The organism is Candidatus Eisenbacteria bacterium, assembly GCA_035577985.1.
Taxonomy (GTDB): domain Bacteria; phylum Desulfobacterota; class Binatia; order DP-6; family DP-6; genus DATJZY01.
On sequence record DATJZY010000122.1, the window covers coordinates 13,356 to 36,389 of the forward strand.

Genomic DNA, 23,034 nt, shown 5'->3' on the forward strand with positions numbered 1-23,034 from the left:
TGCGAACTGCTGGGCGGTCTACGCTCCCCGGCGTCGAATTGCAAGATACATTTCGAAGGGGGGGAAGGAGTAGCAGGCTGGTTACTGGACAGCCACGCGGCGGGTCGCGAGGAGCTGCACGTCGGCCACCAGCTCGCGGACGGCGGCGCGCAAATCGCCCGCGTTGCGCCGCAGCTCGCGCTCGAGCTGGATGCGGCGCCCGTCGCGGAAGGAACGGTTGCGGAGCTGGAGCAGCGCGCGCTGCAGCTCGCCGCGGCGTTCGAGGATGCGGTCGACCTTCGCGAGCGACAACAGACGGACGCGCCCATGTGGCAGGCCGTCGATCACCGTGAGGATGCGCGACAACAGGCCCGTGTGATGCGCGACGACCTGATCGGCGAGCCGCGCGTCGGCGCGCAGCGTGGACAGGAAGAACGCCTGCTCGATGTCGCGCAGGGCGGGATCGATGCGGCCGGCCTTCAAATGGCTGTCCGCCCGCGCCGCGCGCGCGAGGACGCGGGCGAAGCGCGCGCGCTCGAGCGCGCTCAACGCCGGCGGCAGCAACGGGTGGAGCAGGAGGACGAGCAGTCCGCCGACGATCACGACCGCGAGCGGGAGCAGAAACGCAGCGCCTACGAACGTCTCGAGCGTGGCCATCGACGTCAGGGGTTGTATCCATCCGCACGACGCTGTGACAAGGGTGCACCGTCGCCGAGGCGCGGGAGATCGAGCGTCGCAAAGAGCGGCGCGGGTCGGAGGTCGGCGGGATCGGGCGCGAGGCTCCGCTCGAGCGCGTCGCACAGGCGACGGCAGGCGCCGAGGTGCACGGCGAGGCGATGGCGACCGTACGCCGCGGCGGTGTTTCGGGACACCATGAACGGCCAGTCGCTCGATTGTGCGAGCAGGAGGTGCTCGGCGGCCGACCGCGCTCCGTCCGACGCGGGGGCGGCGCCACGGCAGAGCTTCGCCACGCGCTCGCCGAGCTCGGACAACTGGAGGTGGATCCACGAAGTTTCGGCGGCCATCCACACGGCCTGATGGCCCGCCTCGCCCCAAGTCGACGCCGCCGGCTGTGCGCGCTGGAGGGTGGGGTTCGTCGCCAGCTCGCGGCTCGGGGTGCGGGCCTCGAGCGCACGATGCTCGGCGAGGCGGCGGAGAACGGCTCCGAGCCAGTCGATCCCCTCGTGCCACCAGTGGCCGAAGAGCTCGGCATCGTACGGGCAGACGAATACGGGAGGTCGTCCCATGGTCGCCTGCAGCACGCCCGCCCGTTCAGCAACGCCGTCCACGAACTGCCGGGCGTGGACGGCCACGCGCGCGGCCGCGCGGTCGGGATCGTAGATCGCCTTCGCCCCGGTCCCGCCGGTCACGCGGAAGTACTTGATGCCCGAAGGTCCGCCGCCCGGCGGCAGCGAAAGGAAGGGCTCGAGGGTCGCCGGCTCGTCGTAGCCGAGGTCGCGGTGGTACTCGCGGTACCACGGGTCGCCGGGGAACCCCTCACGACTCCACACCTGTCGCGCCGTCTCGGGGTCGCGACCGAAGGCGATCACTCCGTCGGGGGAGGCGATCGGCGCCCAGGGCCCGAAGACGGGGGCGGGGGTGGCGAGCGCGATCCCGTGCGTGTCGAGCACGACCCAGCGGATGCCCGCTCGTCGCAGCTCGCCGTCGAGCGCCGGATCCCAGGCGCACTCCGGGAGCCAGAATCCGGCCGGAGGCTCGCCGAAGCGGCGGCGGTGCTCGGCGATCGCGATGGCGATCTGCGCCCGGAGCCACACGGGCGACGCCTGCAGCAGGGGAAGGATGGCGTGCGTCGCGCTGGTGGTGAGCAGCTCCAGGCGACCAGCCGCCGCGTGGGCGCGAAACACGGCCGCGAGATCGGCGCCGTACGCGTCGAAGTAGCGATCGGCGGTGCGCGCGAAGCGCGCCCGGTGGCGTGCCGCGAGGGGGCCGAGGGCCGGATCGTGCCGCCTGCGCGCGACTTCGCGATCGGCGACCTGCACGAGAGCGCCCAGGTGGCGGCGATAGCGTTCCCGCAGGCTGGGATCCTCCAGCATCGCGAGGAGCGTCGGGCTGAGGGAGAGGGCGAACGCGGCCGGGACGGCGTCGCGGGCGAGATCCCCCAGGAGGTCGGCGAGCGGAACGTAGGTGTCGGTCAGGGCTTCGAAGAGCCAGCGCTCCTCGAGCGAGCCTTCTGCGGTCGCGTCGCGCAGATCGGGGAGGTGCGCGTGCAGGACGAACGCCACCGCCGCGCGCGTCATGGCTCAGGTGTGGACGTGGCTCGACGGACCGCCGCGCGGAACGAGGCGCACCCGCCGAACGCGCCTGCCGGACCATCGGACGTCGATCGGGGTCGTCGGTGCGGCGGCGTGCACCCAGGTGACGGTGGTGTCGGGCGAGACGGTCGCCGGCGGCGTCGACGCCGGCGGCGAGCGCACCAGGGCGACGAAGCTCCCGTCGCGCAGGCGGAGGCCGACCTCGAGGACGTGGCTCCGCCCCGGAACTGCGTCGAGTACGCGCTCGCCCGCCCCCGGCGGCAGATCGATCGGTGGTTGCGGACCGTCGTCGCGCACGAGTCGCACCGCGGCCAGGGCGGCGACGGCGCGCCGGCCGAGCGAGCGCAGGGCGCGCAGGCGCGTCGCGGGTTCGACGTCCCAGGCCGCGAACAGATGCCAGGGATCGCGCGCCAGCAGGAGCGCTCGGTCGCTCACGGGAGACCTCGCGCGTACTGCATGAGGATCGCGAGCGCGGCCGGCGCATCGGACGAGCGGAGCAGGGCGGCCCGCAGCTCGCTCGAGCGCAGCAGCGTGGCGATGTCGGCGAGCGTGCGGAGGTGCTCCTCGAGCGACGTCACCGGCGACAGCACGAGGGCGACGATGCGGATCGGTACGGTCGGTGCGGCCTCGTAGAGCCCGGCCGTCGCGATGGCGAGGGCGACGACGGGCGCAGAGAGCGCGGCGATGCGGGCGTGCGGGACTCCCACGCCGGTTTCGAGCACCGCGGTGGAGGCCTCGGCTTCACGCGCACGGATGGCGCTCGCGGCGTCCTTGCGCTCGGCGGCGGTGAGGCTGCCGGCGTCGACGAGCTTCTGCAGCAGCCCGTCGACCGCGTCGCCGAACGTGCGCCAGGGCGGATTGACCGCGATGTGATCGGCGCGCAGCTGGCTCACGAACGGCATCGGCGGCGTGACCTTACCGTTCGCATCGCGCGATGACAACGAAAACGAGCGGCTAGGATCGCTCGGCGCGATCTGCTATCGACCGCCGCCCGAGGACGCTAGCGGCGTGGACGCGGAAGTACTGCACCCCGAGTTCTGGGCCCGAGCCCTGGCGATCACGCTGCTCGACCTGACGCTCGCGGGTGACAACGCGCTCGTGATCGCGCTCGCCGTCCGCAAGCTGCCGAAGCGGCAGCAGCTGCTCGGCAGGGTCTGGGGCACCGTCGGGGCCCTCGGCCTGCGTCTCTTCTTCATCGCCATCATCTCGGCGGTCCTCGCCGTGCCCTTCGTGCAGCTCGCCGGCGGACTCCTGCTTCTGTGGGTCGCGTGGCGCCTCGTGCAGCACCACGAAGGTGGGGGCGAGGAGGTGAAGGCCGGGTCGTCGCTCTGGGAGGCCGTCTGGATCATCGTCATCGCCGACGCCGTGATGAGCCTCGACAACGTGCTCGGCGTCGCGGCGGCGGCGCACGGCGACATGCTGCTGGTCATCTTCGGGATCGGCCTCTCGCTGCCGCTCGTCGTGTGGGGGAGCGGCGTGCTCGCGCAAATGATGGCGCGGTTCCCGTGGATCGTGTGGCTGGGCGGCGGAATCCTCGGCTACGTCGCGGGGGAGATGATCCTGCGCGATCGCCTGGTGGCCGAGCGGCTCGGCGAGCTGGTGTCCGTGCTGCACTATCCCGTCCCGCTCGCCCTCGGCCTCGGGCTCACCGCCCTCGGGTGGTGGTTCGCGCGCGCCCACGCGCGCGCCGCGCGAAGCTAGGAGGCGGACCCAAGACTCGCTCTGATGTAGGGGAGCGAGCAGGGCGGAGGCGGGGCGGTGGAAGCGTACGTGCAGCGGCGATGTATCTCGGGTCGGCCTCCTAGGTGAGGACGCCGGCGGCGCGCAGGCGGGCGATGGCCGCGTCGTCGTACGCGCAGACGTCGCGCAGGACCTGATCGGTATCGGCGCCGAGGCAGGGCGCGGCGGCACGGACGGCGCTCTGGTTGGTCGTCATGCGCCAGGGGATGCCGGCATGGATGCGCCGGCCGACCTCCGGGTGCTCGTGCTCGACGAAGTAGCCACGCTCGCGGAGATGCGGGTCGTCGGCGAGGTCGTTGTTGCGGGCCGACATGAAGGCGGGAATCCCGACCGTCTGCAGCGCCTCGGTGACGGCCTCGGGCGTGCGCTGGGCGGTCCATTCCGCGACGATCGCCTCGACGTCGTGCTCGTGCGTCTTGCGCGCGGCGAGCGTGGCGAAGCGGGGATCGGTGGCGATCTCGGGGCGGCCGATGAGGGTCGCGAAGCGTTGCCAGGCGGCGTCGTCCTCGATCGCGACCGCGACCCAGCGGTCCTCGCCCTCGGCCTGGAAAATCCCGTGCGGCGCCATGTGTGGGTCGCGGTTGCCGTCGCGCGCTGGCGCGGCGCCGTTCATCGCCTGGGCGAGCACGCCCTCGCCGAGCACCGCGATCGACGTCTCCCACTGCGAGAGATCGATGTACTGGCCTTCGCCCGTACGCGCGCGATGCAGCAGGGCGGCCAGCACGGCGAACGCGCCGTGCACGCCGCCGGTCGGATCGCCGTACGAGATACCGACGTGCATCGGCGGGTACCCGCGATACCCGGTCAGCGACGACATGCCCGACAACGGCACCTGCGCCGGTCCGTACGAGACCTTGTCGTGATCGGGTCCGGTGGCGCCGTAGCCGGAGAGCGCGATCATGATCACGTCCGGGCGGACCTTTCGCAGCACGTCGTACCCGAGTCCCATGCGGTCCATCACGCCGGCCGCGAAGTTCTCGACCACCACGTCGCTCGCGGCGCACAGGCGCTTGGCGACCTCGAGCGCCTCGGGCCGCTTCATGTCGAGGGCGACGCTCTTCTTGCCCTGGTTGTACTGGTTGAAGTAGCCGCTCCGGTTGGGCCCCATCTGGAAGTCCGCGAAGGGTGGCAACATGCGCGTCACGCAGATGCGCGTCGACGTCTCGACCCGGATGACCTCGGCGCCCAGGTGGGCGAGCTGCAGCGTGCAGTGCGGACCTGCCCACACCCACGTGAAGTCGGCGACGCGGATGCCGGCCAGCGGCGCGCGGCGGGCGCTCACGCGGCCCCCTCGCGCACGAGGGCGTCGACGTCGATGCCGAGCGGCGCCAGCACCTCGCGCGTATGCTGCCCCAGCGTCGGCGCAGGACGCCGCAGCTCCCACGGCGTCGCGCCCATCTTGAAGGGCGCGCCGGGCATCGTGACCGGGCCGGCGACGGGATGGTCGATGGTGGCGAAGAAGCCGCGCGCCCGGAGGTGCCCGGAGGCGAGCAGATCGCCCATGGTCGAGACGGGCGCGAAGGGAACGCGCTTGCGCTGCGCTTTCTCGTAGAGGTCGTACACCGACTGCTCGGCGCACCACTCCTGGAGCAGCGCCTGCAGGGCGTCGAAGTTCGCACCGCGGGCGAGACGGTTCTCGAACAGCTCCATCTCCGCCCACTCGGGGTTGCCCATGATCTCCACGAAGTTGCGCCACTGGTGCTCCTCGACGCAGCAGATGAAGATCCAACCGTCGCGGCACTCCATGAAGCAGAGCGGCTGGATGGGCTTGGCGCCGAGGCGCGACGCGATGAGGCCGCAGTACGGCCAGAACTCGAAGGTGAGCTCGAGGATCGAGGCGAGCGCTTCCTGCGTCGAGACCTCGACGTGATCGCCGCGGCCGGTGGTGAGCCGCGCGAACAGCGCGGCGAGCGACGGGATCGCGGCATGGACGCCGGCCTGGAAGCCCGCCTGCTCGCCGAAGGCACGCAGCGGCGGCAGCTCGGGGTGGGCGGGATCGCCGTTCAGCGTGGCGACGCCGCCGGCGCTCCAGAGCACGAGGTCGGTCGCGCGGTAGCGCGCGTGCGGCCCCGTCAACCCGAACGGCGCGATCGACGTCATGACGAGGCGGGGGTTCAGGGCCGCGAGGCGATCGTAGTCGAGCCCGTGCTGCGCCATCTCGGTCGGGTGGACGTTGTGGACGAGCACGTCGGCGTCGGCGACCAGGTGGTCGAATGCGCGCCGCCCACCGGCCGTCGTGAGGTCGAGCGTGATGCCGCGCTTGTTGGCGTTGAGATAGAGGAAGAGGCCGCTCTTGTCGGGGTGCGCGACGCCGCCGGGATACGGGCCGCGGCGGCGCGCGGCGTCGCCCGTGCGCGGCGGCTCGATCTTCACGACGTCGGCGCCGAGGTCGGCGAAGAGCTTGGTCGCGTAGGCGGCGCCGACCAGATGCCCGACCTCGAGCACCCGAATGCCCTCGAGCGCGCGGGCCACCCCTAGCTCCCCTGCGCCAGGCGAATGAAGTCGGCCACCGACGCAGGCTCTTGCGCGCCGCCGAGCCGCAGCATGATGTCGGTGTGCGACACCTGGGCGACCGGCCACTCCTTGCGCACCACGTAGTCGGCGCCGTCGCGCTCGAGCACGTGCACCCGCTGCTGGTCGTCGAGGAGGCCGACCCCGAACCGCTCGCTCGGCGACACCGAGAAGAGGCAGTAGCCGGCACGCTTCATGGTGACGAAGTACACCGGGCGCGTGTCCTACCAGACCCGTCGACTCGGTCGCAATCGCACCCGGTGGTCAGCGCTGTGGGCAGACTCCGAGCGTCCCGAAGCGGACGGCGCGGGAGTAGGCGATGACGCCGAGCCCCTGCTCGCCGAACTCGCCGAGGGCCGCGAACCCCTGGTCGTTGCTCGGGCTGCGCGACCAGTCCCAGGCCGTTGCGAGCAGGCGCTCGCCGCGCGCGCGGTGCCAGACGAGCGTGTCGAAGGCGATCTCGACCGCGCTCCGCCGGTGCGGGCGACCCTTCGTGGCGAGGCCGAGCGCGGCGAGCGCGTCGTCCTGGGCGCGGTATCCCCGGTTGCGGGTGGCGGGGAGGGGCTCGCGCCGGACGAGATACCAACCGGCGGCGCAGGAGTCGGTGGTGGCGAAGGGCTGCGTGTCGATCGTCCATTCGTCGCGCAGTGAGTACCCGACACCCTTGTGGACCTTCGGATCGAGCCCGCCGTGCAGGCGCCGTCCCAGGGCGAGCATCGTGAGCGGGCCGTCGGGATCGCGCGGCACGCGCAGCACGAGCACCTCGCCGTCGGCACGCGCGCGCTCCAGCTCCGGCTTGCCGAACGGCACCCGTGCGACGGCGCGGTGCTCGTCGGCCGAGAGGAGCGGCAGCGGATCGTAGCCGAGCGCCTTCGTCAGATCGGCGGGACCGAGGACGGCCTTGCCGAGAATCGCAGCGGCCTCCGCGAGGCCCTCGATGGTGGTCGGCAAGTCGCTCATCCCCCGATCTGGAACATCTGGCGCTCGGACGTGGTGTGGCCGACGTCGAGGTGATGTCCGGTCGGCTTGTGCTGCACCGCACGCAGGAGGATCGCGGCCACGGCGTCCGTGCCGCCGCCCGAGCGGATCGCGCCCCGCACGTCCAGCTCGTCGTCGTTGAGGAGGCAGAGGTGGAAGCGCCCATCGGCGGTGAGGCGCATGCGGTTGCAGGTGCCGCAGTACGGCTCGGTCACCGGGCTGATGAATCCGATCACGCCTCGCGCCCGCGGCGCCACGTAGTTGCGCGATTCGTCGGACGGGTCGTGCGCCTCGAGCGGCTGCAGGGCACCCAGCACTTCCTCGATGCGGGAGCGATTCTCGCGGTTCGGTACCAGGCCGTCGCGCGCCGTCCGCGCCGGCTCGCTCGCGCCGAGCGGCATGGTCTCGACGAACCGGACGTGCCACGGGCGGTCGAGCGTCAGCGCCGCGAGCGGTACGACGTCGTCCTCGTTGTAGCCGCGCACGATGACGGCGTTCAGCTTGATGGGGGAGAAGCCCGCGGCCTCGGCGGCTTCGACTCCGGCCCAGACGTCCGCCAGCGTGCCCCAGCGCATGACGCGCGCGACGCGCGCCGCATCGAGGCTGTCGATGTGGACGTTCACGCGCCGCAGGCCGGCGCGACGCAGCGGCGCTGCCAGGCGGGGGAGCAGCACCCCGTTGGTCGTGAGCGCGAGGTCGCGCAGGCCGGGGACGGCGGCGAGGCGCTCGACGATCTCCACCAGATCGGCGCGGAGGGTCGGCTCGCCGCCGGTCAGCCGGATCTTCCGGAACCCGGCCGCCGCGGCGGCCCGGGCCACGAGCTCGATCTCGGCCGCCGTGAGGAGCTGCTCGGACGGCAGGAACGTGAGGCCCGTCGTCGGCATGCAGTAGACGCACCGCAGGTTGCAGTGGTCCGTGAGGGAGATGCGAAGGTAGTCGATCTCCCGGCCAAAGGCGTCCCGGGGCATCGGGCGCATCTTCAGGACCCGGGCAAGTGATGTCAATTTGCGCGGGGATCAGGTCGTGCGGTCGCCGAGGCCGTGGGCGAGCCCTTCGAGCGCCGTCCGATAGTCGGAGGGCGGGAGAGCGGTGACCGCACCCAGGGCATCGCCGAGGGCGTCGCGGGCCCGATCGGCTACGCTGCGGCAGACGCCGGAGCGCCGGATGCGGGCGAGCCCGGCCTCGATGTCGGCGGGGGTCGGCTGCGGGAGCCCGAAGATGCGCCGGACCTCCGCGTCGTGCGCCAGGGCCAGGACGATCGGCAGCGAGGGATTGCCGTCGCGCAGATCCAGACCGCGCGGCTTCCCGGTGCGTGCGGTCGATCCCTCCACGTCGAGCAGGTCGTCCTGCATCTGGAAGGCGCGCCCCACCTGCGTGCCGCACGCCTGCATCGCCGCGACGACGCTCGCCGGGGCGCCCGCGAGATGCGCTGCCGTGCGGGCGCCGGTCGCGAAGAGCGAGGCCGTCTTGCGGTCGATGATCTCCAGGTAGTCGTCCACCGTGACGGCCGGGTTCCGACGGAAGCGCGCCTGCAGGATCTCGCCCTCGGTGAGCGCGACGCACGCCTCGGCCGCCCAGCGGATGACGCTGGCTTCGAAGCGTGCGCAGAGCGCGAAGGCGCGGCAGAAGAGGAAATCGCCGGCGACGAGCGTGTCGCCGAGGCCGAACACGGCGAGCGCCGACGGCTTGCCCCGCCGCGTCTCGCCGCCGTCGATGATGTCGTCGTGCAGCAGCGTGGCCGAGTGGATGAGCTCGAGCGCCACCGCGGCTTCGATCACGTCGTCGCGCCGCGCGAGCGTGCCGCCGGACGCGGCGTGGGCCACCAGCGAGACGACCATCGGGCGCACGCGCTTGCCACCGGCGTCGACGAGGTGCGCGGTGATTTCGGTGAGACGCGGCTCGCGCGACTGCAATTCCTCGGCGAGCCGGGTCTCGACGCGCGCGAGGTCGTCGAGCACCGGCTGGGGAACGCTCGGGAGCGGGCTCGAGTCAGCGTGCGCGACGGGGTTCACGACGGGACCAGGCGCGACTCAACGAAAAGCAGCTGCCAAAGTCAAGGATCGACGCGTCTGCGAAGGGGTGCCTTCAGGATCTTGCCCGTCGGTCCCTTCGGCAGCTCGGGCAGCACCGTGATCCGCACCGGACGCTTGTAGTCGGCGAGACGCCCGGCGCACCAGTCGTACAGGGCGGCCTCGTCGATCGCGCGATCGGGATGCGGGGCGACGAAGGCGCCGACGACCTCGCCGTAGAGCGCGTCGGGCAGGCCGATCACCGCCGCCTCGGCGACGTCGGGGTGGGAGTGCAGCACCTCCTCGATCTCGCGCGGGTAGACGTTCTCGCCGCCACGGATGATCATGTCGCTCGCGCGTCCGGCGATGTAGACGAAGCCGTCGGCGTCCTGGCGCGCGAGGTCGCCCGAATGGAGCCAGCCGCCGCGGAGCGCGTGGGCGGTGGCGTCCGGGTTGTTCCAGTAGCCCTGCATCACGTGCGGGCCGCGCATCACGATCTCGCCCACGTCGCCCCGCGGCACGTCGCGGTCGTGCTCGTCGACGATGCGCAGCTCTTCGAGCGCGAGGCCGCACGAGCCGGGCCGCCGGCGGCCACCCGTCGGGTTGAACGTCGCCCGGCACGTGCATTCGGTCATCCCGTAGCCCTCGATCACCTCGATGCCGAAGCGCGCCTCGAACCCGAGCAGGACGTCGGTGGGAACGGGCGCCGAGCCGGTGAGGATGAAGCGGAGGCTCGCGCGGTCCTCGGCGGCGGGCGCCGCCGCGCCGAGGAGCATCGAGAGCATGGTCGGCACGGTGCCGACGGTGGTCGGGCGGTGGCGGGAAACCGAAGACCAGAAGGTCGATGGCCGAAATCGCTCCGCGACGATGGTGGCGCCGCCCGCGACCAGCGGGACGAGCGTGCCGATCACGATCGCGTTGGCGTGGAAGAGCGGCATGACGGTGAGGACGCGATCCGCCGGACCCACGTCGAGCCAGGCTGCGATGCGGCGCGCGTTCGAGACCAGGTTCGCGTGCGTCATGACGGCGCCCTTCGGCTTCCCGGTCGTCCCCGACGTATAGAGGATGAGCGCGGGGTCGCGCCTGGCCGGAGGGGGCGGAAGGGTGGCGGTGGGCGGTGGGGCGGCGACGTCGACCAGGGAAGGATGCTCGTCGAGGCCCGCGATCGCCCGCAACGCGTCGGTGGTCGAGACGAGCACGCGCGGCGTCGCATCACGGAAGAGATGCGTCACCTCGGTCGCGGTCCACCGCAGGTTCACCGGAACGGCGGCCGCGCCGGCGCAGGCGGTGGCGAGGAGCGCTTCGACCATGGCGACGGAGTTCGGCATCAGGATGGCGACCCGATCGCCGGCAACGACGCCGGCGGCGCGGAGCTGGGCGGTCCGACCGGCGACACGCGCGCGCAGAGCCGCGCCGTCCAGCACGGCGCCGCTCGCCTCGTCGACGACCGCCGGGTCGGACGGCGCGCGCGCGAGCAGCACGTCGGTGATGGTCATTGGAGTCACCTATCGCACGATGCTAGCGGTGCCGTCATGTCGATCGACGACGCCGAGCGCGAGCGCCGGCACCGGCTCGTCCACGCCCACATGAGCGTCGAGAACCGGCACGACCTCGACTGCATCATGGCGACGTTCTCGGGCGACGCGGAGATGCTCTACAACCGGACGTCGTTCCACGATCCCGAGAGCATCCGGCAGGCGCACGCGTATTTCGGTCTCTCGCCGGCGGCGGGCGCGTTCGAGGGGCTGCGCGTCGTGCCGGACGCCGAGCACGTGACGGCCGACGAGATCGTGATCGAAGGACGCATGTGCGGGAAGCACGTCGGCGAGTTCCAGGGGTTCGCGCCGACCGGGCGCGACGTCGAGATGCCGTACGTCGCATTCTATCGCTTCGACGCGGCCGGTAGGCTCACGTCGGAGCGCGTCGTGATGAACCTGGCCGTCCTGGCCTGACACCGTCGCGTTGCCTTCGGCGGGCGCCGTCGCTACACCAACCGGTCGATGGTGGCGCCGAGCCCCGAACGTCTACGCGACGCCCTGAAGGCGGTCCTGTTCCCAGGCTTTCGGCGCGACATCGTCACGCTCGGCATGGTGTCGGAGATCCGTGTCGACGGACCGAGCGTCCACGTGCATCTGCGGCCGGGCACCGACAAGCCCGAGACCCTGGCGGCCCTGCGTGTGGGCATCGACACGGCGCTGCGACGCGAGCCGGGTGTCGAGCGCGTGCAGGTCCACGTGGCGTCGGCGGACGCGGGCCGCGGCCGGGATCCGTTCAAGGGTCGCAGCGCGATTCCCGGCGTGCGGCACGTGATCGCCGTGTCGTCGACCAAGGGCGGCGTCGGCAAGTCGACGGTCGCGATGAACCTCGCCCTGGCGCTCGCCGAGCGCGGGCACGCGGTCGGGATCGCCGACGCCGACGTGTACGGGCCGAGCCTCCCGATCATGCTCGGGACGACCGCGCGGCCCACGGTCTCTCAGGAGAAGCGCATCGCGCCCGTCGAGCGCTACGGGCTCAAGCTCATGTCGATGGGTTTCTTCCTCGACGAGCAGTCTCCCGTCATCTGGCGTGGCCCGATCGTCATGGGGATCATCCGGCAGTTCCTGAAGGACGTCGACTGGGGACGGCTCGACTTTCTCGTCATCGATCTGCCGCCGGGAACGGGCGACGCCGTGCTGACGCTGGTGCAGCAGGTGCCGGTCACCGGCGCGGTCATCGTGACCACGCCGCAGGACGTGGCGCTCCTCGACGTGGGCCGCGGGATCGCGATGTTCGCGCAGGTCGCGACGCCGGTGCTCGGCGTGGTCGAGAACATGGCGGGTTACGTGTGCGCGTCGTGCGGCACCGACGATCCGATCTTCGGCGAAGGGGGCGGGCAACGCCTGGCGGACGCCTTCGGCGTGCCGCTGCTCGGACGGATCCCGCTCGCGCCCGCGGTGCGCGTCGGCGGCGATGCCGGAACGCCGATCGTCGTCGCCGAGCCGCGCCATCCGGTGAGCGATGCCTTCCGTGCGCTGGCCGCACGGGTCGTGGAGGAGGCGGATCGTGCCGCCGCCACCACGCCCCTCGGCGTCGAAGCCGAGTGACGATCTGCGAGCCGCCGCGAGGTTGTCACATGATCGGACGCACGGTAGGGTCGACGGGCCATGTCCACGATGATCACCGAGGAGTGCATCAACTGCGGCGCCTGTGAGCCCGAGTGCCCGAACACCGCCATCTACGAGGGTGGGGCGAACTTCGAGTACGACGGCCAGTCCAAGCCGGCACTCACCCAGGACATCTACTTCATCGTGCCGGAGAAGTGCACCGAGTGCGTGGGCTTCTTCGATCAGGAGCAGTGTGCCGCCGTGTGCCCGGTCGACTGCTGCGTGCCGAACCCGCAGGACGTGGAGACCGAGGAGCAGCTGATCGCGAAGGCCAAGGTCATCCACCCCGACCAGGAGTTCGCGGCCGAGTTTCCGTCGCGCTTCCGCAAGAAGTAGAGGGTCGTGCCCGCTTTCGTCCGGCCGCGGGCCGGGCGATAATGCCGTCGCGGTCGCCGCGCGGCCGTGACCGGGGGATCCCTGAAGACCGCCATCCGACTCATCGTCGCCGTCGCCGTCTCGGGAGGCTGTCTCTACTTCGCGACGCGCGGCACCGACTGGGCCGGCGTCGAGGCCGTGTTACGCGGGGCGAGCCCGGGTTGGTCGCTGGGCGTGATCCTGGTGAGCCTCGGCTGCCACGTCCTGCGCGCCGAGCGCTGGCGCGTCCTGCTGCGTCCGGTCGGCGACGTGCCGCGCGGGCCCGCGATCACGTCGACGTTCATCGGCTTCGGGGCCAACAGCGTGCTGCCCCTGCGTGTGGGTGAGATCGTGCGTCCGGTGCTGCTCGCCCGGCGGGTACGAATCGGCGTCCCGGCGACGATCTCGTCGATCGTCCTCGAGCGGCTCTTCGACGGGCTGCTCGTCGTCTGCTGCTTCCTCGCCGTCGGCGTTCTGTACGACGTCGACCCGCACCTGCGGACGGTGGCCATCGTTTTCGGCGGTGGCGCCCTGCTCACGTTCGCCGTCCTCATGTTGATGGCGCGCCATCGCGAGCGTTCGGAAGCGCTGGTCCGACGCCTGCTGAGCCCCTTGCCGGCGCGCGCGCGCGACGTGATCTGGTCGATCGCCGAGGGGCTGCTGCACGGCCTGGGTGGTCTCGCGGACGGGCGCTCGATCGCGCTCGTGCTCGTGTACTCGATCGTGCTCTGGAGCGCGATCACGCTCACGTACACGCTCTCGTTCCTGGCCCTCGACATCCACGTTCCGCTCGTCGTGGCGTCGTTGACGACGGTCGTGGTGGTCGGCGCGTTCGTCATGCTCCCCCAGGCGCCGGGGTTCATCGGGACCTGGCAGCTGGGCTGCACGACGGCCCTCGGGCTGTTCCACGTGCCGGCCGACGTCGCCGTCGGGTACTCGCTCCTCACCTGGGTGATCCAGATGATCGTCAACGTCGGTTCGGCGGCGGTGAGCCTGGCACTGCAGGACGTCTCAGTGCGCCAGCTTGCGCAGGACGTCGAGAAGGCGGAGCAGGAGGCGGTCCATGGCTGAGCCCCTCCAGGGACGCACGGTGCTGGTCGGGATCTCGGGCGGCATCGCGTGCTACAAGGCGTGCGAGCTGGTCCGGGCCCTGCGCCAGGCGGGCGCGACCGTTCCGGTCGTCATGACGCGCGGCGCGCGCGAGTTCGTGGCGCCGCTGACGCTCCAGACGCTGTCGGGGCGACCCGTCGCGACCGAAACCTTCGACCTCACGCAGGAGTCCGAGATCGGTCACATCCGGCTCGCCGACACGGCCGACGTGGTCGTGATCGCGCCGGCGACGGCGAACGTGATCGCGAAGCTCGCGCACGGGATCGCGGACGATCTCCTCACCACCGTGCTCCTCGCGACGCGCGCGCCCGTCCTCGTCGCGCCGGCGATGAACGTGCATATGTGGGAGCATCCGGCGACCCGGGAGAACGTGGCGACGCTGGCGGGGCGCGGGGTGCGCATCGTCGGGCCGGCGGTCGGCTCGCTCGCCTGCGGCTACGAGGGGGCTGGCCGGCTGGCCGAGATCCCCGACATCGTCGAGGGCATCGTCACGGCGCTGACGCCGCAGGACCTGGCGGGCGAGCGCGTGCTCGTGTCGGCGGGACCGACGCGCGAGGCGATCGATCCCGTGCGCTACCTCACCAACCACTCGAGCGGCAAGATGGGCTACGCGATCGCGCGCGTCGCGCGCCGCCGGGGCGCCGAGGTGACGCTGGTGAGCGGGCCGGTCGCGCTTCCGCCGCCGCCCGGCGTGCGGACGATCCCGGTCGAGAGCGCGCGCGAGATGGCGGCGGCCCTGCGGTCCGAGTTCCCGCGCGCCACCCTCCTGGTGATGGCGGCGGCGGTCGCCGACTACCGCGCGGCGCGCCCGGCGGAGCGAAAGGTGAAGAAGTCGTCGAGCCACCTGGCGCTCGAGCTCGCGCGCAACGAGGACATCATCTCCGGCCTGGCCGCCGCCAAGCGTGACCGCGTCGTCGTCGGGTTCGCGGCCGAGACGCACGACCTGGTGACGGAGGCGCGGCGCAAGCTTCGCGAGAAGCGCCTCGACCTCGTCGTGGCCAACGACGTGACCGCGGAGGGTGCCGGCTTCGGATCGGACACGAACGTCGTGCGGCTGATCGACGCCGCCGGCGGTGACGAGGTGCTACCCGTGCTTCCGAAGGACGAGGTCGCGGCCCGGATCCTCGACTGGTTCGTGCAGCGCCGCCAGGGCGCCGCCCGTCGCCGGCCCGCGCCGGTTACGCGGCGGGTGGCCGGAGCGCGCGCAGCTCGTCGGCGATCGCGACGGGGACCTCGCCCTTCGCCTTGAGCGCGCGGAGCTTGGCGCGGAGCGCGCTCGCCTGCGCGAGCGCCTGATGTCCGGTCGGATCGGCGTGCTGGCACGCGCTCTCCTGCCCATGGAGGAGGAGGTCCTGGATGGCGCTCACGCACACCGTGTTGAAGCGTTCGACCTCGGCCCCCGGTAGCGGGTAGCGCGAGCGCTCGCCGAGGCCGCGCACCATCGCCTGCCACTGGCCGAGCTGCTGCAGCGCCATCAGCGAGTTGAAGATCCGCTTGTTGGTCTTGAACGAGAACAGGGTGCGCTCGACCACGCGACTCACCAGGCGATCGAGGTCGGTATACCGGTGGCGGAGCACGGAGCGGATCAATCGCCACTGATCACGGCGTTGCGCCGCGTCGAAGCGTGCCTCCCAGTAGATGTGCCGCAGGGAGCGCGCCTCGAAGGAGAGCACGAGCTGCACCGGGACGTAGTGGTTGTGCGAGTACACGTCGGCGGCGAGGTGCGAGAGGTAGCCGTAGGCGAACGCCTCTTCGCGCTCGTTCTTCGCGCTCTCGACGATCTGCCACCCGACCGGCCAGCAGTGACAGTGCGTGTAGAGGCTGCGCGTGTACTTCTTGGCGTGGAAGATGTCCGCGGCGACGCAACCGTACAGATAGGCGAGACGATGCGCGCCCAGCAGCTCTTCGAGCGGCCCCGTGAGCGCAGTGAGATCGCCGAGCACGCGCGCGCCGTGGACGAGGTGCGTGACGGGGCCCCACGCGTGGGCGTCACCCGGCCACAGGAGCACGACGACCGCTGCGAGGCCGGCTAGCATCATCGCGGGAAAACTCTACAATGCGGCCGGTGGGGTCACAAGACGAGTGCAGCGACCTCGCGCGTGCGCTACTGGCCCACGTCGACTACCAGCGCGCACTCGGCGTCGAGGGCGTGCCGCCGGGAGCCCCGGTGGTGGCCGTGCCGACCGCGCCGCCGGTCGTCGACGACCCCGTGACGCGCGTCGCGCCGGAGCAGATCGCCCTGGGCACGCAGCTGGGCGAGGAGACCCTCGAAGCAGTGCGTGGCGATCTGGGCGACTGCCAGCGCTGCAAGCTGGCGCCGCACCGCACGCGCCTCGTGTTCGGCGTGGGGAGTCCGAAGGCCCGCCTCGTCTTCGTGGGCGAGGGCCCCGGCGCCGACGAGGACGCGCAGGGCGAGCCGTTCGTCGGTCGCGCCGGACAGCTCCTCACCGAGATCATCACCAAGGGCATGCGGATCCGCCGCGAGGACGTCTACATCTGCAACGTCATCAAGTGCCGGCCGCCCGGGAACCGCAATCCCGAGCCCGACGAGGTGGCGGCCTGCGAGCCGTTCCTGGTGCGGCAGCTCCGCAGCATCGGGCCCGAGGTGATCGTCGCGCTCGGGAAGTTCGCGGCCCAGACCCTCCTTCGCTCGAGGACGCCGATCACGCAGCTGCGGGGCCGGTGGTTCGACTACCACGGCATCATGCTCATGCCGACGTTTCATCCGGCCTACCTGCTGCGCACGCCGGGCGACAAGCGGCTCGTGTGGGAGGACATCCAGAAGGTGATGCGGGTCCTCGGGATGCCGACGCCGTCGAAATGAAGCGTCTCACGCGAGTCGTGCTGGCGGTGGCGTTCGGTCTCGCCGCGGAGGCGCGCGGCGCGGTCGTGAGCCGGATCGTGGTCGACGGCGCCATCAACCCGGCGGTCGCGGGCTTCATCCAGGAATCGATCGCGCGGGCCAACGACGAAGGCGCCGCGGCGCTCGTCATCGTGCTCGATACGCCGGGGGGCCTGCTGACCTCCGCGCGCGCGATCGTGAAGGACATCCTCGCGGCGCCGCTGCCGGTGATCGTGTACGTGGCGCCGAGCGGCGCGGGCGCCGGCTCGGCGGGCGTGTTCGTGACCATGGCGGCGCACGTGGCCGCGATGGCGCCCGGCACCAGCATCGGCGCGGCCCATCCGGTGGGAGGCCAGGGCGAGGACATCAAGGGCACGCTCGGCGAGAAGATCGAGAACTTCACGGCGTCGTTCAGCGAGGCGATCGCCCGGCAGCGCGGTCGCAACGTCGAGTGGGCGATCAAGGCGGTGCGCCAGAGTGTATCGGCCCCGGCCGACGAGGCGGCGCGTTTGAAGGTGGTGGACTTCGTCGCGAAGGACATCGAGGAGGTGGCGGCGCGCGCCGACGGCCGCACCGTCGACGTCGGCGGCGCGAAGCAGACCCTCCACCTGCGGCCGCTCGAGCTGCGCGACTACGAGATGCGGTTCTCGCAGCGCGTCCTGAACGTCCTCGCCGACCCGAACATCGCCTACCTCCTCATGATGGCCGGGGTGCTCGGCCTCTACATCGAGTTCACGCACCCGGGCGTGCTCTTCCCGGGCATCGCGGGCGCGATCTGTCTCCTCCTTGCGATGACGGCGATGCAGGTCCTGCCGCTCAACTACGGCGCGCTCGCGCTGATCGTGCTGGGAATGGGGCTGCTCGTGGCCGAAGCGTTCCTGCCCACGTTCGGCGTGGTCGGCGTGGGCGGCGCGATCGCGCTCATCCTCGGCTCGCTCTTCCTCTTCGACTCCGCCGGCGACGAGGTGCAGGTGGCGCGCAGCCTCATCCTGGGCGCGGGCGGCGGGCTGGCGGTCTTCGTCCTGCTGGTGGGCGCATGGATCGCCCGCCGTCGTGCCGAGCCGGGGCGCCTCGGCGCCGAGGGCATGATCGGGGCGGTGGGCGTGGCGCGTGAGCGGCTGGCCCCGGTCGGGACGGTGCTGGTCAACGGGGAGTATTGGACGGCGGAGGCGGAGCATGACATCGACGCGGGATTGCCCGTCGAGGTGACGGGCGTGGCCGGGCTCCGGCTGCGGGTGCGGGCGGCAGCCGGTCGCGCACGCTGAGACGGACTTGAAAATGGAGGTCGAGATGCCGGGCGGATTCGTAGCGGTACTGGTGCTTGCTTCGCTGGTCCTGAGCGCCCTCAAGATCGTGCGCGAATACGAGCGCCTGGTCGTGTTTCGGCTCGGCCGGCTGGTCGGGCCGCGCGGCCCCGGGATCACGGTCGTCATTCCCGGTCTCGAGAAGGCGGTCCGCGTCGACCTGCGCACCGTCACGATGGACGTGCCGCCGCAGGACGTCATCACCAAGGACAACGTGTCCGTGAAGGTGAACGCGGTGCTCTACTTCCGCGTGATCGAGCCGAATCGCGCCGTGGCGGAGGTCGAGAACTACCTGTTCGCGGCCTCGCAGATCGCGCAGACCACGCTGCGCAGCGTGTGCGGCGAGGCGGAGCTGGACGACCTGCTCGCGGAGCGCGAGAAGATCAACAGCAAGCTGCAGACGATCATCGACCAGCACACCGAGCCATGGGGCATCAAGGTCGTGCAGGTCGCCATCAAGCACATCGATCTCCCGGAGGAGATGCGCCGGGCCATGGCCAAGCAGGCCGAGGCGGAGCGGGAGCGCCGCGCCAAGGTGATCGCGGCCGAAGGCGAGTTCCAGGCTTCGCAGCGTCTGTCGGAGGCCGCCGCGGTGATGGCGAAGGAGCCGATCACGCTGCAGCTCCGCTATCTCCAGACGCTCGCCGAGATCGCGACCGAGAACAATTCGACCACGCTGTTCCCGGTCCCGATCGACCTCATCGGGCCGCTCTTGGGGAAGGGCACGCCTCGGCCCTGAGGCATGCGCCTCGGCGATCTCGACTACGAGCTTCCCCCGGAGCTGATCGCGCAGGAGCCGGCGGCCGAGCGGAGCGCCGCGCGGCTCCTGGTGCTCGATCGCGCGACCGGGGCGATCCGACACGACCGGATCGCGGGCTTGCCGGCCATGCTGCGGCGCGGGGATCTGCTCGTGCTCAACGACACGCGGGTCATTCCCGCGCGCGTACGGGGGCGGCGGCCGACGGGCGGACGCGTGGAGGTGCTGGTGTGCGAGCCCGTCGACGTGTCGCGCGGCATCTGGACCGTGCTGGCCAAGGGCGCCGCGCGCGTCGGCGAGCGCGTCCACTTCGCGGACGGGGGCGGCGAATGGATCCGCGACCTGGGCGAGGGACGCTGGCACCTTCGCCTCGACGTCGGCCGGCCGGTGCTCGCGTGGCTCGAGACGGCCGGCGAGGTGCCGCTGCCGCCGTACATCCGCCGGCCGGAGGGACCGTCGGCAGCGGACCTCGACCGCTACCAGACGCTGTTCGCGCGCGTCCCTGGCGCGGTGGCGGCGCCGACGGCGGGGCTGCACTTCACGCCGGCGCTGCTCGGCGCCCTCGAGGAGGCGGGCGTGGCGTACGTCTTCGTCACGCTGCACGTGGGGCCCGGCACGTTCCTGCCGATCCGCACCGACGACCTGGCGGACTATCGGATGGCACCCGAGCGCTACGCCATTTCGGCGAGCGCGGCGTCCGCCATCGGGCGCGCCCTGCGCGAGCAGCGCCGGGTGGTCGCCGTCGGTACGACGACGGTGCGCGCCCTCGAGTCGGCGGCGGTGCGAGGGGACGCTCTCGCGGGCGCGGGCGAGGCGGGCCTCTTCATCCAGCCAGGGCACGAGTTCCGCGTCGTGGGCGCGATGCTGACGAACTTCCACCTCCCACGGACGCCGCTCCTCGCCATGGTCGCGGCGCTCGCTGGCTGGGAACGCGTTCGTGCGGCATACGAGGAGGCCGTGCGCGCGCGATACCGCTTCTACAGCTACGGCGACGCGATGCTGATCGTCTGACCGCCATGACGCGGCCGTCGTTCAGTGTCCTCCACACCCACCGGGGTGGTGCGCGCCTCGGTCGGCTCGTGACCGCACACGGGACGGTCGAGACGCCCGCGTTCATGCCAGTCGCGACCCACGGCAGCGTGAAGGGCGTCCTGCCGTCGCAATTGACCGAGCTGGGCGCGACGATCGTTCTCTCGAACGCGTATCACCTGGCGCAGCGACCGGGTGTGGAGGTCGTCGAAGCGCTCGGGGGCCTTCACCGGATGATGGGTTGGGACGGGCCCATCCTCACCGACAGCGGCGGCTTCCAGGTGATGAGCCTCGCGGGACTGGTCCGCGTCGACGACGACGGCGTCAGCTATCGCTCCCACGTCGACGGGCGCGCGGGTCGCATGCGTCCCGAAGACGCGATCGCGGTGCAGGAGCGGCTCGGCGTCGATGTCGCCATGTCGCTCGACGAGTGCGTGCCGGCGGGCGCGAGCGCGCACGAGGTGGCGCGTGCGGTGCGGCGGACGACGGCATGGGCGGCGCGGGGACGCGCGACGCGCCGGCGCGAGGACATGGCGCTCTTCGGCATCGTCCAGGGCGCATTCGATCCGGAGCAGCGTGCGGCGAGCGCGACCGAGCTCGTCGCCCTCGACTTCGACGGCTACGCGGCTGGCGGCCTGTCGGTGGGCGAGCCGCCGGGCGAGACGGCGCGGGTCGCCGAGCTGACGGTGAAGCTCCTCCCGGCGGATCGTCCGCGCTATCTGATGGGCACCGGAACGCCCGGAGATTTGCTTCGCTTCGCGGGCATGGGATATGACCTCTTCGATTGTGTCCTGCCGACGCGCAACGCGCGCAACGGTATGCTGTTCACCCGGGACGGGAAGGTGATGATCCGTAACGCTTGCCACGCGCGTGATCCACGGCCGGTCGACGAGCACTGCTCGTGCTACACCTGCCGCCGGTTCAGCCGGGGAGCCTTGCGCCACCTCCACCTCGCGCACGAGATGCTGGCCGCGCAGCTCGCGACCCTGCACAACCTCCACTTCTACCTCCAGCTGATGCGGGAGATCCGCGCGGCACTCGCCGAGGGGACGTTCCCCGGACGTGCGGCGGTCGCGGCGGGGGCGTGGGCCTAGCGTGGGAACGGCGTGGGCACAGAGCGGCGAGCCCGCCGGGCCGCCGCCGATGCTGGTGCAGCTGGCGCCGCTCGTCCTGATCGGCGCCATCTTCTACATGCTGCTGATCCGGCCCGAGCAGCGCCGCCGCAAGGACCTGGAATCCCAGGTCGCGGGACTGAAGCGCAACGACCAGGTCGTCCTCTCGAGTGGCATCCACGGACGGGTGACCGCGCTCGGTGAGAAGGTCCTGACGATCGAGATCGCCCCCAAGGTGCCGGTGCAGGTCGATCGCGACTCGATCGGGCGCGTGCTGACGGCCCCGTCGGCGGAGGCCCGGGAGAAGGAACGGGAGAAGTCCTGATGGGATCAGTCACCTATCGAGCCGCGCTCTTCGCGGCCTTGTCGCTGGCGTCGCTGGTGATGCTGGCGCCCACGTTCGCCCCGTCGGTGCCGGCCTGGTGGCCGTGGAAGCAGTCCTTGCGGCTCGGACTGGATCTGCAGGGCGGTACGCACCTCCTGTACACGGTCGGGATCGAGCAGGCGGTCGACAACACGATCGATCGCGTCGGGCGCGACCTCGAGCGGGAGCTGAAGTCGGCGCAGGTCGGCGCGTTCACCGTCGACCGCGAGGGCCGCAAGCTCGTGGTGCGCCTCGCGAACAAGGACAAGCGCCAGGAGGCACGCGACATCGTGAAGAGCCGCTTCCCGAACCTCGTGAGCGGCGAGAGCAGCGGCGATGCGGACCTGACGCTCGAGCTGACGCCCGTGGAGATGGAGCGCGTGCGCTCCGGCGTCGTCGATCAAGCGCTCCAGGTGATCCGCAATCGGATCGACCAGTTCGGCGTCACGGAGCCGACCGTGCTCGCGCAGGGCACCGACGAGATCGTCGTGCAGTTGCCGGGGATCCAGGATCCGCAGCGGGCAAAGGACCTGATCGGACGCACCGCCGTCCTCGAGTTCAAGCTCGTGGCGCAGGGTCCCCAGGCTGGCACCGTCGACGCGCCGGGACCCGGGATGCAGGTGCTGCCTGGAGCGCCGAACGAGCGCGGCGGCAAGGCGAAGTACCTGCTCGAGCGACGACCGATCATGACGGGCGACGTCATCACCGACGCGCGCGTGGCGCCGGGGGGCTCGCTCGAGGGACCGGTCGTCGAGTTCGTGCTCGACGCGGAGGGAACGCGGCTCTTCGGCGACGCGACGCGCGCCAACGTGCAGCGCCAGCTCGCGATCGTGCTCGACGGGTACGTCGAGTCGGCTCCGGTCATCGAGACGCCGATCACCGAGGGGCGCGGGATCATCCGCGGTCGCTTCGACTTCAAGGAAGCCCAGGACCTGGCGAACGTGCTGCGCAACGGCGCGCTGCCGGCGCCGTTGCAGCTCCAGGAGGAGCGCACGGTGGGCCCGTCGCTCGGCAAGGACTCGATTCGAAAGGGAAGCCTCTCCTTCATCGTGGGCGCCCTGGGCGTCATCGTGTTCATGCTGTTCTACTACCGCGGCGGCGGCGCGATCGCCGATGCCGCGTTGATCGTGAACGTGCTGCTCCTGCTCGGGGTCTTCGCCGTGGGAGGATTCACCCTCACCCTGCCTGGCATCGCGGGTGTGGTCCTGACGACGGGTATGGCCGTCGACGTCAACGTCCTGGTCCTCGAGCGGGTTCGGGAGGAGCTTCGCCTCGGCAAGTCGCCACGTGCGGCGATCGAAGCAGGCTACGAGCGTGCGAAGCAGGCGATCCTGGACTCGAACGTCTGCACCTTCGGATCGGGCCTGATCCTGTTCCAGTTCGGGACCGGCCCGGTGCGTGGATTCGCGGTCACCTTGTGCGTGGGGATTCTCACGACGCTCGCCACCGGCGTGTACGGAACCCGCGTCGTCTACGACTGGCTCGCGTCGCGCGGCCGCTTGAAGACCGTGAGCGTCTGAGGGGGATGC

General features: G+C 71.5%; 25 protein-coding genes. 13 read left to right on the forward strand and 12 right to left on the reverse strand.

The window, feature by feature from the left end; genetic code table 11:
- Positions 1 to 81: 81 nt before the first annotated feature.
- From VMS22_17220 to VMS22_17235, 4 genes are read right to left on the reverse strand one after another with little or no spacing between them, the layout of a single operon-like run.
- A complete protein-coding gene (locus tag VMS22_17220; GenBank protein ID HXJ35774.1) occupies positions 82 to 636 on the reverse strand; it encodes a hypothetical protein in 555 nt (184 codons plus the stop codon).
- A 5-nt stretch (positions 637 to 641) separates the two neighbouring features.
- Positions 642 to 2,237: a 1,4-alpha-glucan branching protein domain-containing protein gene (locus VMS22_17225; protein HXJ35775.1), complete on the reverse strand. Its 1,596-nt coding sequence runs from the start codon at positions 2,235 to 2,237 to the stop codon at positions 642 to 644.
- Between the two features lie 3 nt (positions 2,238 to 2,240).
- Entirely contained in the window at positions 2,241 to 2,687 is a 447-nt protein-coding gene (locus VMS22_17230) for a DUF4912 domain-containing protein (protein ID HXJ35776.1), read from the reverse strand.
- A complete protein-coding gene (locus VMS22_17235) occupies positions 2,684 to 3,154 on the reverse strand; it encodes a PTS sugar transporter subunit IIA (protein ID HXJ35777.1) in 471 nt (156 codons plus the stop codon). The genes VMS22_17230 and VMS22_17235 overlap by 4 nt, the downstream gene beginning before the upstream one ends.
- A gap of 106 nt (positions 3,155 to 3,260) precedes the next feature.
- Between VMS22_17235 and VMS22_17240 the strand changes: the two genes are divergently transcribed.
- Complete coding sequence (locus VMS22_17240; GenBank protein ID HXJ35778.1) at positions 3,261 to 3,953, forward strand: TerC family protein; 693 nt, start codon at positions 3,261 to 3,263, stop codon at positions 3,951 to 3,953.
- A gap of 100 nt (positions 3,954 to 4,053) precedes the next feature.
- On the opposite strand, the gene VMS22_17245 is transcribed toward VMS22_17240, so the two are convergent.
- From VMS22_17245 to VMS22_17275, 7 genes are all read right to left on the reverse strand, one after another.
- Complete coding sequence (locus tag VMS22_17245; protein ID HXJ35779.1) at positions 4,054 to 5,274, reverse strand: CoA transferase; 1,221 nt, start codon at positions 5,272 to 5,274, stop codon at positions 4,054 to 4,056.
- Complete coding sequence (locus VMS22_17250) at positions 5,271 to 6,464, reverse strand: CoA transferase (protein HXJ35780.1); 1,194 nt, start codon at positions 6,462 to 6,464, stop codon at positions 5,271 to 5,273. Before VMS22_17250 ends, VMS22_17245 begins: the two co-directional genes overlap by 4 nt.
- A 2-nt stretch (positions 6,465 to 6,466) precedes the next feature.
- Positions 6,467 to 6,700: a hypothetical protein gene (locus VMS22_17255; GenBank protein HXJ35781.1), complete on the reverse strand. Its 234-nt coding sequence runs from the start codon at positions 6,698 to 6,700 to the stop codon at positions 6,467 to 6,469.
- A 67-nt stretch (positions 6,701 to 6,767) separates the two neighbouring features.
- A complete protein-coding gene (locus VMS22_17260) occupies positions 6,768 to 7,463 on the reverse strand; it encodes a hypothetical protein (protein ID HXJ35782.1) in 696 nt (231 codons plus the stop codon).
- Positions 7,460 to 8,449, reverse strand: a complete 990-nt coding sequence (gene moaA / locus VMS22_17265) for a GTP 3',8-cyclase MoaA (GenBank protein ID HXJ35783.1) — start codon at positions 8,447 to 8,449, stop codon at positions 7,460 to 7,462. Before moaA ends, VMS22_17260 begins: the two co-directional genes overlap by 4 nt.
- Before the next feature lie 48 nt (positions 8,450 to 8,497).
- Positions 8,498 to 9,493 carry a polyprenyl synthetase family protein gene (locus VMS22_17270; protein HXJ35784.1) on the reverse strand — a complete coding sequence of 332 codons (996 nt, stop codon included), beginning with the start codon at positions 9,491 to 9,493 and terminating at the stop codon, positions 8,498 to 8,500.
- Positions 9,494 to 9,534: 41 nt separating this feature from the next.
- The gene (locus VMS22_17275; protein HXJ35785.1) at positions 9,535 to 10,986 is read right to left on the reverse strand and encodes an AMP-binding protein; all 1,452 of its coding nucleotides are present in this window, start codon (positions 10,984 to 10,986) and stop codon (positions 9,535 to 9,537) included.
- A gap of 36 nt (positions 10,987 to 11,022) precedes the next feature.
- Here VMS22_17275 and VMS22_17280 point away from each other — a divergent pair, with 36 nt between their 5' ends.
- The 5 genes from VMS22_17280 (at position 11,023) to coaBC (ending at position 15,346) form a co-directional block, all read left to right on the forward strand.
- Entirely contained in the window at positions 11,023 to 11,442 is a 420-nt protein-coding gene (locus tag VMS22_17280; GenBank protein ID HXJ35786.1) for a nuclear transport factor 2 family protein, read from the forward strand.
- Between the two features lie 48 nt (positions 11,443 to 11,490).
- Positions 11,491 to 12,573: an Mrp/NBP35 family ATP-binding protein gene (locus VMS22_17285; protein HXJ35787.1), complete on the forward strand. Its 1,083-nt coding sequence runs from the start codon at positions 11,491 to 11,493 to the stop codon at positions 12,571 to 12,573.
- Positions 12,574 to 12,633: 60 nt separating this feature from the next.
- Entirely contained in the window at positions 12,634 to 12,969 is a 336-nt protein-coding gene (locus VMS22_17290) for a YfhL family 4Fe-4S dicluster ferredoxin (protein HXJ35788.1), read from the forward strand.
- Between the two features lie 66 nt (positions 12,970 to 13,035).
- On the forward strand, positions 13,036 to 14,058 hold the full coding sequence (locus VMS22_17295) for a lysylphosphatidylglycerol synthase transmembrane domain-containing protein (protein ID HXJ35789.1): 1,023 nt from the start codon (positions 13,036 to 13,038) through the stop codon (positions 14,056 to 14,058).
- A complete protein-coding gene (gene coaBC, locus VMS22_17300) occupies positions 14,051 to 15,346 on the forward strand; it encodes a bifunctional phosphopantothenoylcysteine decarboxylase/phosphopantothenate--cysteine ligase CoaBC (GenBank protein HXJ35790.1) in 1,296 nt (431 codons plus the stop codon). The genes VMS22_17295 and coaBC overlap by 8 nt, the downstream gene beginning before the upstream one ends.
- On the opposite strand, the gene VMS22_17305 is transcribed toward coaBC, so the two are convergent.
- A complete protein-coding gene (locus VMS22_17305; GenBank protein ID HXJ35791.1) occupies positions 15,276 to 16,136 on the reverse strand; it encodes a zinc dependent phospholipase C family protein in 861 nt (286 codons plus the stop codon). The genes coaBC and VMS22_17305 overlap by 71 nt on opposite strands.
- 26 nt (positions 16,137 to 16,162) lie before the next feature.
- Between VMS22_17305 and VMS22_17310 the strand changes: the two genes are divergently transcribed.
- From VMS22_17310 to secD, 7 genes are read left to right on the forward strand one after another with little or no spacing between them, the layout of a single operon-like run.
- Positions 16,163 to 16,921, forward strand: coding sequence for a uracil-DNA glycosylase (locus VMS22_17310; GenBank protein HXJ35792.1), 759 nt, complete (start codon positions 16,163 to 16,165; stop codon positions 16,919 to 16,921).
- On the forward strand, positions 16,918 to 18,204 hold the full coding sequence (locus tag VMS22_17315; protein ID HXJ35793.1) for a nodulation protein NfeD: 1,287 nt from the start codon (positions 16,918 to 16,920) through the stop codon (positions 18,202 to 18,204). Before VMS22_17310 ends, VMS22_17315 begins: the two co-directional genes overlap by 4 nt.
- A 13-nt stretch (positions 18,205 to 18,217) precedes the next feature.
- A complete protein-coding gene (locus VMS22_17320; GenBank protein HXJ35794.1) occupies positions 18,218 to 18,982 on the forward strand; it encodes a slipin family protein in 765 nt (254 codons plus the stop codon).
- Between the two features lie 3 nt (positions 18,983 to 18,985).
- Positions 18,986 to 20,011 (forward strand): tRNA preQ1(34) S-adenosylmethionine ribosyltransferase-isomerase QueA, encoded by a 1,026-nt coding sequence (gene queA, locus VMS22_17325; protein ID HXJ35795.1) that lies wholly within the window; start codon positions 18,986 to 18,988, stop codon positions 20,009 to 20,011.
- A gap of 5 nt (positions 20,012 to 20,016) precedes the next feature.
- Complete coding sequence (gene tgt / locus VMS22_17330) at positions 20,017 to 21,123, forward strand: tRNA guanosine(34) transglycosylase Tgt (protein HXJ35796.1); 1,107 nt, start codon at positions 20,017 to 20,019, stop codon at positions 21,121 to 21,123.
- A 1-nt stretch (position 21,124) separates the two neighbouring features.
- Positions 21,125 to 21,466 carry a preprotein translocase subunit YajC gene (gene yajC / locus VMS22_17335; GenBank protein ID HXJ35797.1) on the forward strand — a complete coding sequence of 114 codons (342 nt, stop codon included), beginning with the start codon at positions 21,125 to 21,127 and terminating at the stop codon, positions 21,464 to 21,466.
- On the forward strand, positions 21,466 to 23,025 hold the full coding sequence (gene secD / locus VMS22_17340) for a protein translocase subunit SecD (GenBank protein HXJ35798.1): 1,560 nt from the start codon (positions 21,466 to 21,468) through the stop codon (positions 23,023 to 23,025). The genes yajC and secD overlap by 1 nt, the downstream gene beginning before the upstream one ends.
- The last annotated feature ends 9 nt before the right edge of the window (positions 23,026 to 23,034 follow it).

Coding starts and splice junctions, on each gene's coding strand:
- VMS22_17220 (HXJ35774.1), bottom strand. CDS start 636: ATGGCCACGCTCGAGACGTTCGTAGGCGCTGCGTTTCTGCTCCCGCTC.
- VMS22_17225 (HXJ35775.1), bottom strand. CDS start 2,237: ATGACGCGCGCGGCGGTGGCGTTCGTCCTGCACGCGCACCTCCCCGAT.
- VMS22_17235 (HXJ35777.1), bottom strand. CDS start 3,154: ATGCCGTTCGTGAGCCAGCTGCGCGCCGATCACATCGCGGTCAATCCG.
- VMS22_17255 (HXJ35781.1), bottom strand. CDS start 6,700: ATGAAGCGTGCCGGCTACTGCCTCTTCTCGGTGTCGCCGAGCGAGCGG.
- VMS22_17260 (HXJ35782.1), bottom strand. CDS start 7,463: ATGAGCGACTTGCCGACCACCATCGAGGGCCTCGCGGAGGCCGCTGCG.
- moaA (HXJ35783.1), bottom strand. CDS start 8,449: ATGCCCCGGGACGCCTTTGGCCGGGAGATCGACTACCTTCGCATCTCC.
- VMS22_17275 (HXJ35785.1), bottom strand. CDS start 10,986: ATGACCATCACCGACGTGCTGCTCGCGCGCGCGCCGTCCGACCCGGCG.
- VMS22_17280 (HXJ35786.1), top strand. CDS start 11,023: ATGTCGATCGACGACGCCGAGCGCGAGCGCCGGCACCGGCTCGTCCAC.
- VMS22_17285 (HXJ35787.1), top strand. CDS start 11,491: ATGGTGGCGCCGAGCCCCGAACGTCTACGCGACGCCCTGAAGGCGGTC.
- VMS22_17290 (HXJ35788.1), top strand. CDS start 12,634: ATGTCCACGATGATCACCGAGGAGTGCATCAACTGCGGCGCCTGTGAG.
- coaBC (HXJ35790.1), top strand. CDS start 14,051: ATGGCTGAGCCCCTCCAGGGACGCACGGTGCTGGTCGGGATCTCGGGC.
- VMS22_17305 (HXJ35791.1), bottom strand. CDS start 16,136: ATGATGCTAGCCGGCCTCGCAGCGGTCGTCGTGCTCCTGTGGCCGGGT.
- VMS22_17315 (HXJ35793.1), top strand. CDS start 16,918: ATGAAGCGTCTCACGCGAGTCGTGCTGGCGGTGGCGTTCGGTCTCGCC.
- VMS22_17320 (HXJ35794.1), top strand. CDS start 18,218: ATGGAGGTCGAGATGCCGGGCGGATTCGTAGCGGTACTGGTGCTTGCT.
- queA (HXJ35795.1), top strand. CDS start 18,986: ATGCGCCTCGGCGATCTCGACTACGAGCTTCCCCCGGAGCTGATCGCG.
- tgt (HXJ35796.1), top strand. CDS start 20,017: ATGACGCGGCCGTCGTTCAGTGTCCTCCACACCCACCGGGGTGGTGCG.
- secD (HXJ35798.1), top strand. CDS start 21,466: ATGGGATCAGTCACCTATCGAGCCGCGCTCTTCGCGGCCTTGTCGCTG.